Origin of the sequence: Dinoroseobacter sp. S124A (assembly GCF_049801015.1) — a bacterium.
GTDB lineage: Bacteria > Pseudomonadota > Alphaproteobacteria > Rhodobacterales > Rhodobacteraceae > Dinoroseobacter.
In genome coordinates, this window is the sequence record NZ_JBNAGD010000008.1 from 140,778 (window position 1) to 155,517 (window position 14,740).

Sequence of the window (14,740 nt, forward strand, 5' to 3'; positions counted from 1 at the left end):
TCAACGCAGGTCAGCCCTTGGCGCTGGCGGCGGGTTTCGCCGCGCCCTTGGCCTGCGCCGCCAGATCCCGCGCGATGGCAAAGGCGCCCTTGATCCGGTCGCTTTCCTTGGCCCAGTCCCGACGCACCACGATCTTGTTGTCACGCACCTTGGCCAACCCGCGCTGGTCCTGAATGAAGGTCACGAGGCCCGCCGGATTGGCGAACTTGTCGTTGTGGAACTGCACCGTCGCGCCCTTGGGCCCGCCGTCGAGCTTGGCGATCCCGGCCTTCTTGCACATCGCCTTGATCCGCACGATCAGAAGCAAGGTATTGACCTCACGCGGCAATTTCCCGAACCGGTCGATCAGCTCGGCGGCAAAGCCTTCGAGCTCGACCTTGGTGGTCAGTTGAGACAGCCGCCGGTAGAGCCCCAGCCGCACATCGAGATCGGGCACAAAGGCCTCGGGGATCAGGACCGGCACGCCGAGATTGATCTGCGGTGCCCATTGACCATCCATGTCCGACACGCCCTCCAGCTCACCGGATTTGATCTTGCCGATCGCCTCCTCGAGCATGGTCTGGTACAGCTCATAGCCGACCTCTCGGAACTGGCCCGACTGCGCCTCACCCAGAAGGTTCCCTGCCCCGCGTATGTCGAGATCCTGGGAGGCAAGCGTGAACCCCGCCCCCAGACTGTCGAGCGAGCCGAGAACGCGCAGCCGCTTTTCCGCGGCGGGCGTCAGTTTCTGGCGCGGTTTCGTGGTCAGATAGGCATAGGCGCGGGTCTTGGCCCGCCCCACCCGGCCCCGGATCTGGTAGAGCTGGCTCAGCCCGAACATATCGGCCCGGTGGATGATCATCGTGTTCGCCGTAGGAATATCGAGGCCGGATTCCACGATGGTCGTGGCCAGCAGCACGTCGTATTTCCCGTCATAGAAGGCGTTCATCCGCTCATCGAGCTCACCCGCCGCCATCTGGCCATGGGCGATGACAAAGCTCACCTCCGGGACGTGATCGCGCAGGAAGTCCTCGATCTCGGGGATGTCCTTGATGCGCGGCACCACGAAGAAGCTTTGGCCGCCCCGGTGATGCTCGCGCAAGAGCGCCTCGCGCAGGGTGACCGGATCGAATTCCGAGACGTAGGTGCGGATCGAGAGCCGGTCCACGGGCGGCGTCCCGATGATGGACAGGTCGCGCACGCCCGACAGGCTGAGCTGCAGTGTGCGCGGGATCGGCGTCGCCGTCAGGGTCAACACATGCACATCCGAGCGCAGCTCTTTCAGCCGCTCCTTATGGCCAACGCCAAAGCGTTGTTCCTCATCGATGATCAGCAGGCCGAGATTGTGGAACCGGACATTCTTCGCCAAAAGCGCATGGGTCCCGACCACGATGTCGATGGACCCCGCACCGAGCCCCTTTTTCGTATCGGTCGCGGATTTTGCGGGCACGAAGCGCGAGAGCGGACGCACCTCCAGCGGGAAGCCGCGGAAGCGTTCGGCGAAGCTTTTGTAGTGCTGCCGCGCCAGCAGTGTGGTGGGCGCGATCACCGCCACCTGCACCCCCGAGAGGGCCGCGATGAAGGCGGCGCGCATGGCCACCTCGGTCTTGCCGAAGCCCACATCACCACAGATCAGCCGGTCCATGGGCGTGCCCGCCGCGAGATCGCTGACCACATCCTCGATGGCGCTGAGCTGATCGTCGGTCTCGGTATAGGGGAAGCGAGCCGAAAACGCCTCCCACATATCCGGGGGCGGCTCGAGCATGGGCGCACGGCGCAGGGCACGCTCGGCGGCAATGCGGATAAGCTTGTCCGCCATCTCGCGGATCCGCTCCTTGAGCTTGGCCTTCTTGGCCTGCCACGCGCCGCCGCCCAGCTTGTCCAGCAGGCCGATCTCCTGCCCGAAGCGGCTGAGCAGCTCGATGTTTTCCACCGGCAGATAGAGCCGGTCGCCCCCCGCATATTCCAGCAGCAGGCATTCATGGGGCGCGCCCATGGCGGTGACGGTCTCAAGCCCTTTGAAACAGCCCACCCCGTGATCCACATGGACCACCAGATCCCCGGCGCTGAGGCTTGTTGCCTCCTGCAGGAAGTTCTCGGCCTTGCGCTTGCGCTTGGTGGTGCGGATGAGCCGGTCGCCCAGCACATCCTGCTCCGAGATCACCGTCAGGCGCGTGCCCGCAGCGTCTTTGCCTTCGAACCCCTCATCCAGCGCCCAGACCAGCAGATGCACGCCCCCGGTCCCGGCGGGCACATCCGACAGCCGCCCGATCTCGGCCAGCCCGGCAACGCCTTGATCCTCCAACAGCCCGCGCAGACGTTCGCGCGCGCCCTCGGACCAGCTTGCGATGACCACCTGGCTCTCGCGACGCTTGTCGGCGATATGGGCGGCGAGCGCCTCAAAGAGGCCGGTCGCCTCGCTCTGACGCTCAGGCGCGAAATTGCGCCCGATCCGTCCGCCCGCATCCGTGACCCCGGGCCCCGTGGCCGAGGGCAACACGCTCAGCTGCAGCGTGCGAGTCGTGGCGATCTGCACGGCCTCATCCGCGGGTGGGATATAGAGCAGCTCCGGCGGACAGGGTTTGTAGACCGTGCCCATCTGCCCCTTCTGCGCCAGCGCGTGGCGCCGGGTTTCATACTGGTCCTGAATGCCTTCCCAGCGGCTGAGATGCATCGCCTCGAACTGATCGTCGAGCAACAGGCTGGCCTCGGGCAGGTAGTCGAGCAGGGTCTCAAGCCGGGCGTGGAAGAAGGGCAGCCAATGCTCCATCCCCGCATGTTTGCGCCCCGCCGAAACGGCCTCGTAGAGCGGGTCATCCGTGCCCGCTGCCCCGAACTCGATCCGGTAGGATTGCCGGAACCGGGTGATCGCAGCCTCGTCGAGGATGATCTCCGAGACCGGCGCAAGCTCGATCACGTCCAGTTTTACCGTGGTGCGCTGGGTCGCGGGATCGAACCGGCGCGCGCCGTCCAGCACATCGCCGAACAGATCGAGCCGCACGGGGCCCGGCTGACCCGGCGGGAAGATGTCGATGATCCCGCCCCGGATCGCGTAATCTCCGGGCTCGGTCACGGTGGGCGCCTGGACAAACCCCATGCGGGTCAGGAACTCGCGCAACCCGCGCTCGTCGATCTGGCCCCCGACCTGCGCCGAGAAGCTTGCCTCCGCAAGTACGGCACGGGCGGGCACGCGCTGGGTCACCGCGCTCAGCGTGGTCAGCAGGATAAAGGGTCCCGGCATGCCATGGGCCAGCGCGGCCAGCGTCGCCATGCGCGTGGCGCTGATCTCGGCATTGGGCGAGGAGCGGTCGAAGGGCAGGCAATCCCATCCCGGAAACCGCAGCACCGGGATATGCGGGGCACTGACCGCGAGGGCGGCCGCCATGGCCGACATGCGCTTGTCGTCGCGGGCCACGAAGACCGCCTGCCCGCCCGCGCCCTGCGCCTCGCGCGCGACGATCTGCGCGTCGAAGCCTTCGGGCACGCCGGTAACGCGCAATCGTGTCGGAGAGGTTTGGGAGGTCATGGCGTGGAGGTACGTGCTTTGGGGCTGCTGTCAACCGCGGGTTCGGCCGCGTCCGGTGTGATGGCATATTGGCGGGGAGGTCCGGGGTCCTGTCCCGTGCCGGTTTCGGGGCGGTCAGTTGCCGAGGACGCCAACGCTCATGGTCTGCCAGATGCCCCAGAAGGCGGTGATGAAGATCGACACGATCCCCACCAGCTGAGTACAGAGCCGGTGCCGCTTGAGGCCGGCGACCAGATCGGGGCCCTCGGGCTGCTTGTCGAGGATCTCCTGCGCGGTGCGCTGGCTCAGCAGGGTGAGCAGGCAAAAGGGAAAGACCAGAAAGAACAGCGCCTGACACAGCTCGATCCAGTAGAAGAACCCCAGCAGAAAGAGCGCGGTGATCAAGAAGCCGCCAAGGGCCGTGGCCACAAGCCCGGTCCGACCGCTGAAAGCGAGATAGCGGCGGGCCTGGATGCGGCTGATCGCGGTCAGATCGCGCCAGGTCTCCGGATCGTTGCGCCGCTGGGCGCGCTGCACCAGATCGAAGGGCACGCCCACGATGTAATGGCTCAGCATGGACCAGAACGCCGCAAGCACGATCCAGTACCACATGCTGGAAAACGAGCGGGCGTCGATGAGCTCGGAGATGGTGAGATGCAGGTCCAAGGGCACAATCCTGAAGGCGCGTGCGCGGACCATAGGCAGGTGCGCAGGGGAGTTCCAGCCTTGAGATACGGGCAATTTCGTGGCACCCAGATCAGAGTTACGAAAAGGCCCAACATGCGACCGACACAAGCTCCGTTTCCCCATTTCCGTCCCCGTCGGCTGCGCCGCACCCCTGCCCTGCGCAATCTGACGCGGCAGGCGGAACTGACCGTGCATGACCTGATCTGGCCGATCTTTGTCAGCGAACCCGACGGGGCGGTGCCCGTGGCCTCGATGCCCGGGGTGAGCCGCGTAACGGTCGAGGGGGCCGTGCGCGCTGCCGAGCGGGCGGCGCGGCTCGGGATCCCGGCGATCTGCATCTTTCCCTATACGAATCCGGCCCTGAAGACCCTGCTCTGCGAAGAGGCCTGGAACCCCGAAAACCTCAGCAATCGCGCGATCCGGGCAATCAAGGCCGAGGTGCCCGAGATTGCCGTGATGACCGATGTTGCGCTCGACCCCTACAATATCAACGGCCATGACGGCATCGTCCGGGACGGCGTGATCGTGAATGACGAAAGCGTCGGCGCGCTGGTGAAGATGGCCGTGGCGCAGGCCGAGGCCGGGGCCGACATCCTCGGCCCCTCGGACATGATGGATGGCCGGATCGGCGCAATGCGCGCAGCGCTCGAGGCGTCGGGCCATACGGATGTGACGATCCTGAGCTATGCCGCGAAATACAGCTCCGGCTTTTATGGACCCTTCCGCGATGCGGTGGGCGCGTCCGGGGCGCTGGTGGGCGACAAGAACACCTACCAGATGGATCCGGGCAATTCCGACGAGGCGCTGCGGATGATCGAACGCGACCTGACCGAGGGCGCGGATATGGTCATGGTCAAACCGGGCATGCCCTATCTCGACATCTGCCGCCGGGTGAAGGACGCGTTCGGCGTGCCGACCTATGCCTATCAGGTCTCGGGCGAATACGCGATGATCCAGGCCGCGGTGGCCAATGGCTGGCTCGACCATGACAAGGTGATGTTTGAGTCGCTTCTGGCTTTCAAGCGCGCCGGATGCGACGGGATCCTGACCTATTTCGCACCGACCGTGGCCGAGCGCCTCAACGGGATCGCATAAACCCGCCCGTTTTCCGCACGCAGCGGCCAATATGCAGGGATGTGAGGTGACAGACCGCACTCCCTCGTTTAAAACACGACATCAAGGGGCCATAGAGCCCCCAGCCACTAAACCGGCTGGATCCCGGCCATACAGGCAGCGCCGGCCCAGTCGACGTCATGAGAAAGAGCGAGCAGATGACACAGAAAATCACACGGCGCGGTGCCGTTTTGGGCGCAAGCCTCGGGGCACTTGTGGCCCTTGCGGGCTGCGCTTCGGTCGAGGGCAGCGCCCAGCGGGCCGCAACCATTGATCAGCGCGTGGATGCCGCGATGCTGTTTCTGGAATCGAGCGTGCCCGGAGCCGCCGATCTGGGGCGCAAGGCCTCCGGCGTGCTGGTGATGCCGCTGATCACCGAGGCCGGGTTCGGCGTGGGCGGGGCCTATGGCAAGGGCGCGCTGCGGATCAACGGCGCGACGATCGACTACTACCAGGGCACTCAAGCCAGCTTCGGCTTTCAGATCGGCGCACAGCAATACGCCCATGCGATCTTCTTCATGACCGAGGAAGCCCTGCAGAAATTCCGCAATGGCAATGGGCTCACCGTGGGCGGCGATCTCGAGATCACCCTCGCGGATACGGGCGAAGCCATCAGCGCCGAGACCCTGACCGCGCGTGACCCGGTGGTTGGCATCATCTTCGGTCAGGCGGGCCTGATTGCGGGCGCATCCCTGAACGGGACGGTCTATAACCGCATCATCCCCTGATCCTCGGGGAGGTGACCGCCCCTCCGGGCGCGCCAAGGGAATGACCGGGCCCGTCCCGGGGTGGAAAGGGTGATATGGCGCGGCTCCTGAAATGGATGATGCGGATCCTGTTGGCCAGTCTCGCATGTGTCGGGATCGGCCTCGGGTTCACCTATTATTTCGCCTCCCGGTCGATCCCGGATTACGATGGCAGCTACGCGCTGCAAGGGGTGTCCGCGCCGGTCGAGATCGTGCGCGACACCCACAATGTTCCTCATATCTTTGGCCAGACCGATGCCGACAGCTATTTCGGTCTCGGCTTCGTCCATGCTCAGGATCGCCTGTGGCAGATGGTGATGATGCGCCGCACAGCGCAGGGGCGTCTGTCCGAGCTCTTTGGCAGCCGCACCCTACAGATCGATGACCTGCTGCGACGGTTCGATTTCTACCGGCTCGCTCAATCTTCGGTCGATGCGCTCTCACCGGCGACGATCGAAGCGCTGGAGGCCTATGCGGCGGGCGTGAACGCCTGGATCGCCGAGGTGAACAAGGGCGCGCTGGGGCGTGGTGCGCCGGAGTTTTTCCTGTTCGAACCCGAGATCGCCCCCTGGCAGCCCGCGGATTCGGTGGTGATGATCAAGCTCATGGCGCTGCAGCTGAGCTGGCACATGCAGACCGAAGTGCTGCGCGCCCGGATCTCGCTCGCCCTGCCGCCGGAGCGGGTGCTGGATATCCTGCCCGAGAGCCCGGGCGCGGGCCTGACCGTGCTGCCGGAATTCGCCAGCCTTGTGCCGGGGATCGACCGGCGTCAGGCCTTCGCGGGCGCGCCTCTGCCGCTTGATCCGCTCTCGCCGCTCCATCCCCGTCCCTTTGCGGGCGCGTCGAATGCCTGGGCCGCGGCCCCCTCGCGCTCAGCGGCCGGGGGCACGCTTCTGGCCAATGATCCGCATCTGGAATTCACGGCCCCGGCGATCTGGTACCTTGCGCGGATGGATCTCGGCGCGGGTGGCGTGATCGGCGGGACGGTGCCGGGCATCCCGGCGGTTCTGACCGGGCGCAACGGGTTTCTCGGCTGGGGCCTGACCTCGAGCTATGCCGATGATCAGGACCTCTTCATCGAGCAGCTCAACCCCGACAATCCCGAGGAATACCTGACCCCCGAGGGCTACAAGCCCTTCCGCACGCGCCGCTCGGTCATCGAGGTGAAGGATGCCACGCCGGTGACCATCACACTGCGCTGGACCGAGAACGGGCCGGTCCTGCCCGGGCAGCACTATAACCTCGCGAGCATCACGCCCCAAGCCCATGTGGCCGCGCTGGCCTGGACGGCGCTGAGCCCGAATGACACGTCGATGGATGCCGCCCTGAACCTGATGGCGGCACGCGACGTGGAGGGCGCGATCGAGGTGGGACGTGATTTCATCGCCCCGGCCCAAAACCTGACCCTCGCCGATGCCGAGCGGGTGGCGTTCCAGACCGTCGGCGCCCTGCCCCGCCGCGCCGCGGCCCATCAGAGCCTTGGCCGCCTGCCCACCCCCGGCTGGCGGCCCGAGAACCGCTGGCAGGGGGCGCTGGGCTATGCGGCCAACCCGCGCTTCGTGGATCCGCAGAGCGGCCTTTTGGGCAATACCAACAACAAGGTGATCGACCGCCCCTTCCCGTTCCACATGTCCTATGACTGGGGCGACACCCAACGGGTCCAGCGCTGGGAACGGCTCATGGGGGCGCGGCAGGTCCATACCCGCGACAGCTTCATCGAGGCGCAGCTCGACACGGTCAGCCAGGGCGCGCGGACCCTGCTGCCGCTGGTGGCGCGGGACCTGTGGTTCTCGGAAGAGGCCTCGGCCCTCGGTTCCCAATCCCGGGACCGCCGCATCGCGCTCGACCTACTGGCCGAGTGGAATGGTGAGATGTCCGAGCATCTGCCCGAGCCGCTGATCTATACCGCGTGGATGCGCGCCCTGCAGGACCGCCTGATCCGCGACGAGCTTGGGCCTCTCGCGGACGAGTTCCGCCACCCGGAGGTGCTGTTCCTCGAACGGGTTTTCCGCGATGTGGATGGCGCAAGCATCTGGTGCGATGTGGTCCAGAGCAGCGAGGTCGAGACCTGCACCCTGCAAGCCCGCCGGGCGCTCGACGACGCGCTGCTGTCCCTGTCGGAGACCTTTGGCCGCGCGGTAGAGGGCTGGCGCTGGGGCGATGCCCATGAAGCCACCCATGACCATCCTGTGTTGGGCGCAGCCCCGTTCATCGGCCCGCTTCTGAACATTCGGCAATCCACCAGCGGCGGGGACACGACCCTGATGCGCGGGGTGACCAAGGGGACCGGGCCGAACCCCTATCTCAACACCCATGGCGGGGCCTATCGCGGGGTTTATGACTTCGCCGACCCCGATAGTTCGGTCTTCATCATCTCCACCGGGCAATCCGGGCATCCGCTCTCGCGGCATTATGACGATCTGGGGGAGCTTTGGCGGCGCGGGGAATACATCCCCATGACGCTGGATCCCGACCTTGCGCGTGCGGGCGCGAATGGGGTGACCCTGCTCTATCCGGCCGAGGCTGCACAGCCCTAGGCGGGATAGAGCGTTTCGAGCTGTGTGAGGGCGCGGGCCGCCCGGGCCTTGCGCGCCGTGGCCTCGGGCGGGGATTGGTGCCCGGCCACAACGCGGATCTGCAGCTCCCCGATCAGAAGGCTGAAGTAAACCTCTGTGATTTCTTGGAAATCCGTTCCGCGCGAGAGCATCCCGTCGCCCTGCGCCTGTTGCACCACCCGGGCGATCAAGGGGGCGACGGTGCCGCGACCGGCCTCGGACAGCGCCGCGCCAAGCGCGCCGCTCGGATCCGCCGCCGCCGCGCGATTGAGCGCGACGGCCCGCGGGCTCAGCAGCAGCCCCAGAAGCTGTGGCCCGATCTGATCAAGCGTCTCGCGCGGAGACGCGCCGCCCTCCAGCGCCGTTTCGAGTGCCGCGCGCAACTCGGCTGCGTTGCGTGCGACCAGCGCTTTGAACAGGCCCACCTTGTTGCCGTACCAACTGTAGAGCGTGCCGTTGGACGCTTTGGCCCGCTGCGCGACCGACAGAACCGACATGCCCGCGAAGCCCTTTTCTTCGAGGACATCGAAGGCAGCCTCTTCGATGGCCGCTTGTCGGTCTCGCTTGTTTTCAGCGCGCATCACGTCACCTCCTCTCGGTCTTGACGACAACCGTACAGATGATTACGGATATGGGCAACCGTACACGTTGTTACACTTTTGATGGGAGGAAGAGAAAGATGACCTGTCGCTATAGCCAGGCGGGGCTCGCGGCCCCGATCGTATTGCAAGTGGTGATGCTGAGCGCGCTGTATACCGGGGTGGCCCCACACCCGCCGGCCACCACACCGCTTTTCGCCATTGGTCCGTTCATCGGCGCCTCTGTTGCGGCGGCGCTGGCGGCGGTGTGGATCGGCCCGGCGGAGCGTGCAGGGCGTGGCCTTATGGTGTTGGCCGCCCTGGGCGCGCTGGTCTCTTTCGGGCCGCAGAATTACTTCGATCCGCAGATCGCACTGATCTGGCCCGCTGTTCTGAGCGGTCAGGTGGCGGCGGCTGTGGTGCTGTGGCGCGCGCTGCTCGCCGGACGCATAGAGGCCGCGTGACCGGTCGGGGCTGGGATCAGGGGGCTGGGATCAGGTCCCGGCCCCTTGCCTGACGGCAAATCGGGCCTTTTGCGCCGGGGTCCAGCGCACCTGCAGCTCGTAGCCATCCTCGGTCTGCGCCTCGCCCTCGACCACGCCCTGCTCGAACAGCCAAGCCCGCGCCCGCCCCTCGGCATAGGGGATCAGCAAGGTCTCATCGGTCACCGCCGGGGTCAGAAGTGCTGCCACCGTTTCGTGCAGCGCATCGAACCCGTCTCCGCGCACCGCCGAGATCGCGAGCACATCCTCCTGCCGCGCCGCCGAGATGCGCAGGGCGTCGGCCTCGGCCTCGGGCAGCAAGTCGATCTTGTTCCAGATCTCCACCATCCGGGTCGTGTCCTTGACCCCCAGCGCATCGAGGATCTTGTGCACATCCTCGGCCTGCGCCGCACTGTCGGGATGGGCGATGTCGCGCACATGGAGGATCAGATCCGCGTCGAGCACCTCTTCCAGCGTCGCGCGAAAGGCCGCGACCAGCTCGGTCGGCAGGTTCGAGATGAAGCCCACCGTATCCGAAAGAATTACGTCGAGCCCCGTGGGCAGTTTCAACGCGCGCATGGTGGGATCGAGCGTGGCAAAGAGCATGTCCTTGGCCATCACCTCTGCCCCGGTCAGGTGGTTGAACAGGGTCGATTTACCGGCGTTGGTATAGCCCACCAGCGCCACGATCGGATAGGGCACCTTCTTGCGCGCGGCGCGGTGCAGCTCGCGGGTTTTCACCACCTTGGCAAGCTGTCGCTTGATCCGGGTCACCGCCTCGTCAATCGCGCGGCGGTCCGCCTCGATCTGGGTCTCACCGGGGCCGCCGACAAAGCCGAGCCCACCGCGCTGCCGCTCCAGGTGGGTCCAGGACCGCACAAGGCGCGTCCGCTGATAGGCCAGCGCGGCCAGTTCCACCTGCAGAACACCTTCGCGCGTTCTGGCCCGGTCCGCGAAAATCTCGAGAATCAGGCCCGTCCGGTCGAGGATCTTGGTCTTCCAGGCGCGTTCCAGATTGCGCTGCTGCACCGGGCTGACAGGGCCGTCGATCAACACCAGCCCGATCTCTTCGACCTTGATGCGCGCGCCCAGCTCCTCGATCTTCCCCGATCCGAACAGCAACCCCGGTTGCACCTTGGGCAGGCGCACGTTTTCCGCCCCCACCACATCAAGACGTGGCAGGGCGGCCGCGAGGGACACGGCCTCTTCCAGAGCCGGGCCCGCCAGACGGCGCTCCCGGTCCGAGGTCAGTTCGGGGTGCAGCACCAGAGCACGGGTCTGCTCGGGTGCGTGATCATAATAGTCGGTCAGTCTTCGCCCTCGTACAGGCTGATCGGCTGGGTCGGCATGACGGTCGAGATCGCATGCTTGTAAACAAGCTGGCTCTGGCCGTCGCGACGCAGCAGAACGCAGAAATTATCAAACCATGTGATAACCCCCTGCAATTTCACGCCATTAATAAGGAATACCGTTACCGGAACCTTTGTTTTACGAACATGATTGAGAAACGCGTCCTGCAAATTCTGTTTGTCGCCGGCCATTCTGAGTGCCTTTTTCTTGTGCTGTGCCGCAAATGAAATCGCGGATAACTCTGACTAAGCCCGAGTATGTGATGTGCACGCGGGGGATTCCAGCCCTAAAGGCAGGCACATAGCGGAAATGCGCTCTAGTTGCGCCAGAAATCCGGATTGAGCAGGGCCAGAATGGCCAGCGTTTCAAGCCTGCCGAGGACCATGGCTGCGCAAAGAATGAATTTCGCGCTTTCCGGAAGTGCCGCATAGGAAATGGGCACTTCGGTCGCAATCGTCGCAATTGGCCCGGTGGTGGTGAGAGCCGCGAAGGTCAGTAATGTGGCTTCCTCGAACCCAAGTCCGGTAAGTGCCAATGCGGACATCACGAGCGCGATAGATAGGGCAAAAAGCATGAAAAAGATCCATGCAATTGTGGACCCCTCTCGCCGCAACCGACGCCCCGTATAGCCCGCGCTGTTCACCGAGGAGGGATGGATCAATCGCTCCATCTCGCGGACGCCATGCTTGTAAAGAACATAGACCCGCAGCAGCTTTACCCCGCCAGCCGTGGTCGCCACCCCGCCGCCGAACAGCGCGATCCCCGCCAGCAAAAGCCCCGGCGTCCCGAGACCGGACCAGTTCTGCGCCGCTGCCCAGGAGGTGCTCTCGAATCCGGTTGTGGTGAGAAAGGACAGTACCATGAACATGCTGCCCCAAAGCGCGGTCAGCGCGCTCTCGTCCAGCTGCGAATGGACCTCGAACGCACCGAGCCAGTGGCGCAGGAAGAGAAAGAGCGGGATGACAAGAACGAAGATCAGGGCGATGCGCAGCTCCCGGTCGCGGCGCAGCTCGCGCCAGTTCGGGCTGAGCCCGCCGATGAAACTGCGCCGTGTGATGGCAAAGATCAGGAACACAAAGATCGCGATCTCGGCAAGCGCGCCCTTGGGGGCCTCCCCCGGCAGATCCCCGGCGGTGATCCCGCTCGTAGACAGGGTCGACATGGCATAGATCAGCCCCTCGGCCGGTCCCGAGCCGCACAGGATCATCGCCAGCCAGAGCATCCCCGTAAGCGTGATATAGATCGGAGCAAGCCGCAGCGCGAAGCGGATCAGTCGGGTCGAGGCCGCGGATTTGCCGCTGGTCTCGCGGGTGCTGCGGCCCTGCCCGGCCTCCTGCACCGAGGTGACCTCGAACCCGCCGAGGGTCAGCGGTGCCATCACCGCGAAGGCCGTCACCCAGATCAGGAACCCGCCGAGCCAGCCCACGGTCGCGCGCCACAGATGCACCGGCATGGGCAGGCGGTCGGGCTCGAACAGGGTCGCGCCGGTGGTGGTGATCGACGAGACCATCTCCACATAGGCGTTGCTGAACCGGGTGTCCGGCACGGCCTCGGCCAGCGGCACGGCGAGCATGACCGGCAAGGCCGAGAAAGTCAGCAGGAGCGCAACCAGTTGCCGTCGCTCGCTATGCGGCGCGGGGATGTTCATCGTCGCAAGGCCCAGCAAGAGGACCAGGGTCAGAAACAGGATCCCGCCATAGAGGAAGGGCCGCGCAATCTCATGCTGGCCTATCGCCCCGGCATAGAGCGCCGGGATGAACATCGCGAGGGCGCCGATCCCCATCAGCACCACGATCAGAGGAAAGCGCCGCAGGGCCTGCATCAGAAGAAGTCGATCGAGACCTGCAACAGGCGCTCGACCTCTGGCACGTCCTTGGACAGGGCGAACATCACGATCACCGAGGTCTCGTCGATGCGGGTGCTGCCCTTGGGGCGGATGACCTTGCCATCCTTGAGGATCCCGGCCAGCAGCACGCCCTCGGGAAAGTCCACGTCGCGCACCAGCTGTCCGGCCAGCGGCGAGGTCGACAGAACCTGCGCCTCGATCACCTCGGCCTCGGCATCGCCGATGGAATAGACCGTGCGCACCCGGCCATGGCGCACATGGCGCAGGATGGAGCTGACGGTGGTGGCACGTGGGTTGATATAGGCATCGATGTCGAGCGGGCCGAGCAGTGGGACCAGCGTCGGATCATTGACCAGCGAGATCGCCACCGGACAGCCCTCGGATTTGGCGCGCACCCCCGAGAGCAGGTTGGTCTTGTCATCATCGGTGATGCAGAGCACCGCATCGGCCTTTTCGATATTGGCCTCGCGCAGAAGCTCCACGTTCAGACCGTCGCCATTGAGGACAATCGTGCGTTCCAGCTCATCCGCGGCCCGTTCGGCCCGCTTGCGGTCGCGCTCGATCATCTTCACCCGGACACGGTTTTCACGCTTTTCCAACTGGCGCGCCACGGCGAGGCCCACATTGCCCCCGCCCACAATGACCACCCGTTCGAGCTTGCCCACGGTCTTGCCGAAAACCTCGAGCGTGCGGGCCACATCGGCGTCCTTGCAGAAGAGATAGACCTGATCCCCTTCAAAGAGCTGGTCCCCCGGCTCCGGCACAAAGAGCGTGCCCTGCCGTCGGATACCGACCACCATCACATGCAGGGTCGAGAACAGGTCCGTGAGCTGGCGCAGCGGCGTCGAGAGCACCGGGCAATCCGGGTCCAGCACGATGCCCAGGAGCTGCGCCTTGCCGTCCAGAAACTCTTCCGTATCAAAGGCCGCCGGTGCCGAGAGCCGTTGCAACGCGGCCTCGGCCACCTCGCGTTCGGGACTGATCACAACGTCGATCGGTAGGTGGTCGCGGCGATAGAGATCCGAATAGATCGCGGTCAGATAGCTCTGGGCCCGCAGGCGCGCGATCTTGCGCGGGATCTCGAAGATCGAGTGGGCGATCTGACAGATCACCATGTTCACTTCGTCCGAGAAGGTCGCGGCGATGATCATATCCGCATCCCGGGCCCCGGCCGAGGTCAGAACATCCGGGTAGGAGGCAAAGCCGGTGATCCCCTGCACATCCAGCGTGTCGGTGGCGCGGCGCACCAATTCGGGGTTGTTGTCCACGACGGTCACGTCGTTGCGCTCGCCCGACAGGAAGCGGGCAATCTGCCAGCCCACCTGCCCTGCTCCACAAATGATGACTTTCATAGACCCGCCTCATCTCGGTATGCTTCCCGGCATACTTGGTTGCGCGCGCGGTGAAAAGGCTTGCGCCGCGTGAGGCCGTCCCGCGGGCGGCAGAGGAGAGCACGGATGCGCAAAGCAGTGGCACTGATCGGGGTGGCGGCCCTTGGCCTGACGGGTTGCGCGCCGGTGATCGTCTATGACCAGCCCGGCGTCACCGTGGCGCAACTGGCCAGCGATCTGGAACGCTGCGCCCTGCGCGCCCGATCCATCGCACCGCGCGACGTGCAGCGCGAACGCCGCACGGTCGAGGTGATCGAGTATCGCTACGGCGTGCCGCGCATCACCTATGACCGACAATGGGTGGATGTGGACATCAATGCAGGCCTGCGCGAGGAGAGCCGTCTGAATTGTCTCGAGGCGGCGGGCTACAGCCTGGCGCAGATCCCGAGCTGCAGCACCGGACGTGCAGGCGAGATCACGCCCGCCACACGACAGGTCGCGGCGAGCGAGACCTCCTGTGCGGCAAAGATCTCGGGCGTGGGGCCTGTCATCCTGCCCGGAAGCTGAG

General features: G+C 65.4%; 12 protein-coding genes. 5 read left to right on the forward strand and 7 right to left on the reverse strand.

All coding sequences use genetic code 11. The annotated features are described in order from the left end of the window. Positions 1–10: 10 nt before the first annotated feature. Complete coding sequence (gene mfd, locus ACP15I_RS18375) at positions 11–3,505, reverse strand: transcription-repair coupling factor (RefSeq protein WP_424976192.1); 3,495 nt, start codon at positions 3,503–3,505, stop codon at positions 11–13. Positions 3,506–3,619: 114 nt separating this feature from the next. Further along, positions 3,620–4,150 carry a component of SufBCD complex gene (locus ACP15I_RS18380; protein ID WP_424967433.1) on the reverse strand — a complete coding sequence of 177 codons (531 nt, stop codon included), beginning with the start codon at positions 4,148–4,150 and terminating at the stop codon, positions 3,620–3,622. A gap of 114 nt (positions 4,151–4,264) precedes the next feature. Here ACP15I_RS18380 and hemB point away from each other — a divergent pair, with 114 nt between their 5' ends. The 3 genes from hemB (at position 4,265) to ACP15I_RS18395 (ending at position 8,567) form a co-directional block, all read left to right on the forward strand. Continuing rightward, positions 4,265–5,266, forward strand: coding sequence for a porphobilinogen synthase (hemB, locus tag ACP15I_RS18385; RefSeq protein ID WP_424976194.1), 1,002 nt, complete (start codon positions 4,265–4,267; stop codon positions 5,264–5,266). Between the two features lie 176 nt (positions 5,267–5,442). Next, positions 5,443–6,012: a YSC84-related protein gene (locus ACP15I_RS18390; RefSeq protein WP_424967435.1), complete on the forward strand. Its 570-nt coding sequence runs from the start codon at positions 5,443–5,445 to the stop codon at positions 6,010–6,012. A gap of 74 nt (positions 6,013–6,086) precedes the next feature. Beyond that, on the forward strand, positions 6,087–8,567 hold the full coding sequence (locus ACP15I_RS18395) for a penicillin acylase family protein (protein ID WP_424976195.1): 2,481 nt from the start codon (positions 6,087–6,089) through the stop codon (positions 8,565–8,567). Here ACP15I_RS18395 and ACP15I_RS18400 read toward each other — a convergent pair. Then, positions 8,564–9,166, reverse strand: coding sequence for a TetR/AcrR family transcriptional regulator (locus tag ACP15I_RS18400; protein WP_424976196.1), 603 nt, complete (start codon positions 9,164–9,166; stop codon positions 8,564–8,566). The genes ACP15I_RS18395 and ACP15I_RS18400 overlap by 4 nt on opposite strands. A gap of 98 nt (positions 9,167–9,264) precedes the next feature. Here ACP15I_RS18400 and ACP15I_RS18405 point away from each other — a divergent pair, with 98 nt between their 5' ends. Next, on the forward strand, positions 9,265–9,627 hold the full coding sequence (locus tag ACP15I_RS18405; RefSeq protein ID WP_424976197.1) for a hypothetical protein: 363 nt from the start codon (positions 9,265–9,267) through the stop codon (positions 9,625–9,627). Positions 9,628–9,657: 30 nt separating this feature from the next. On the opposite strand, the gene hflX is transcribed toward ACP15I_RS18405, so the two are convergent. The 4 genes from hflX to trkA form a co-directional block, all read right to left on the reverse strand. Beyond that, positions 9,658–10,911, reverse strand: a complete 1,254-nt coding sequence (gene hflX / locus ACP15I_RS18410) for a GTPase HflX (protein ID WP_424976198.1) — start codon at positions 10,909–10,911, stop codon at positions 9,658–9,660. A 41-nt stretch (positions 10,912–10,952) separates the two neighbouring features. Continuing rightward, a complete protein-coding gene (gene hfq, locus ACP15I_RS18415) occupies positions 10,953–11,186 on the reverse strand; it encodes an RNA chaperone Hfq (RefSeq protein ID WP_424967440.1) in 234 nt (77 codons plus the stop codon). 125 nt (positions 11,187–11,311) lie between these two features. After that, positions 11,312–12,817, reverse strand: a complete 1,506-nt coding sequence (locus tag ACP15I_RS18420) for a TrkH family potassium uptake protein (RefSeq protein WP_424976199.1) — start codon at positions 12,815–12,817, stop codon at positions 11,312–11,314. Continuing rightward, positions 12,817–14,193 (reverse strand): Trk system potassium transporter TrkA, encoded by a 1,377-nt coding sequence (trkA, locus tag ACP15I_RS18425; RefSeq protein ID WP_424976200.1) that lies wholly within the window; start codon positions 14,191–14,193, stop codon positions 12,817–12,819. Before trkA ends, ACP15I_RS18420 begins: the two co-directional genes overlap by 1 nt. Positions 14,194–14,298: 105 nt before the next feature. Here trkA and ACP15I_RS18430 point away from each other — a divergent pair, with 105 nt between their 5' ends. Further along, entirely contained in the window at positions 14,299–14,739 is a 441-nt protein-coding gene (locus ACP15I_RS18430; RefSeq protein WP_424976201.1) for a hypothetical protein, read from the forward strand. Position 14,740: the final 1 nt, after the last annotated feature.

Bases quoted from the DNA above. Each gene is read 5' to 3' on its own strand.
- ACP15I_RS18405 (WP_424976197.1), top strand. From the start codon at position 9,265: ATGACCTGTCGCTATAGCCAGGCGGGGCTCGCGGCCCCGATCGTATTG.
- mfd (WP_424976192.1), bottom strand. From the start codon at position 3,505: ATGACCTCCCAAACCTCTCCGACACGATTGCGCGTTACCGGCGTGCCC.
- hfq (WP_424967440.1), bottom strand. From the start codon at position 11,186: ATGGCCGGCGACAAACAGAATTTGCAGGACGCGTTTCTCAATCATGTT.
- ACP15I_RS18395 (WP_424976195.1), top strand. From the start codon at position 6,087: ATGGCGCGGCTCCTGAAATGGATGATGCGGATCCTGTTGGCCAGTCTC.
- ACP15I_RS18430 (WP_424976201.1), top strand. From the start codon at position 14,299: ATGCGCAAAGCAGTGGCACTGATCGGGGTGGCGGCCCTTGGCCTGACG.
- hemB (WP_424976194.1), top strand. From the start codon at position 4,265: ATGCGACCGACACAAGCTCCGTTTCCCCATTTCCGTCCCCGTCGGCTG.
- ACP15I_RS18420 (WP_424976199.1), bottom strand. From the start codon at position 12,817: ATGCAGGCCCTGCGGCGCTTTCCTCTGATCGTGGTGCTGATGGGGATC.
- trkA (WP_424976200.1), bottom strand. From the start codon at position 14,193: ATGAAAGTCATCATTTGTGGAGCAGGGCAGGTGGGCTGGCAGATTGCC.
- ACP15I_RS18390 (WP_424967435.1), top strand. From the start codon at position 5,443: ATGACACAGAAAATCACACGGCGCGGTGCCGTTTTGGGCGCAAGCCTC.
- ACP15I_RS18400 (WP_424976196.1), bottom strand. From the start codon at position 9,166: ATGCGCGCTGAAAACAAGCGAGACCGACAAGCGGCCATCGAAGAGGCT.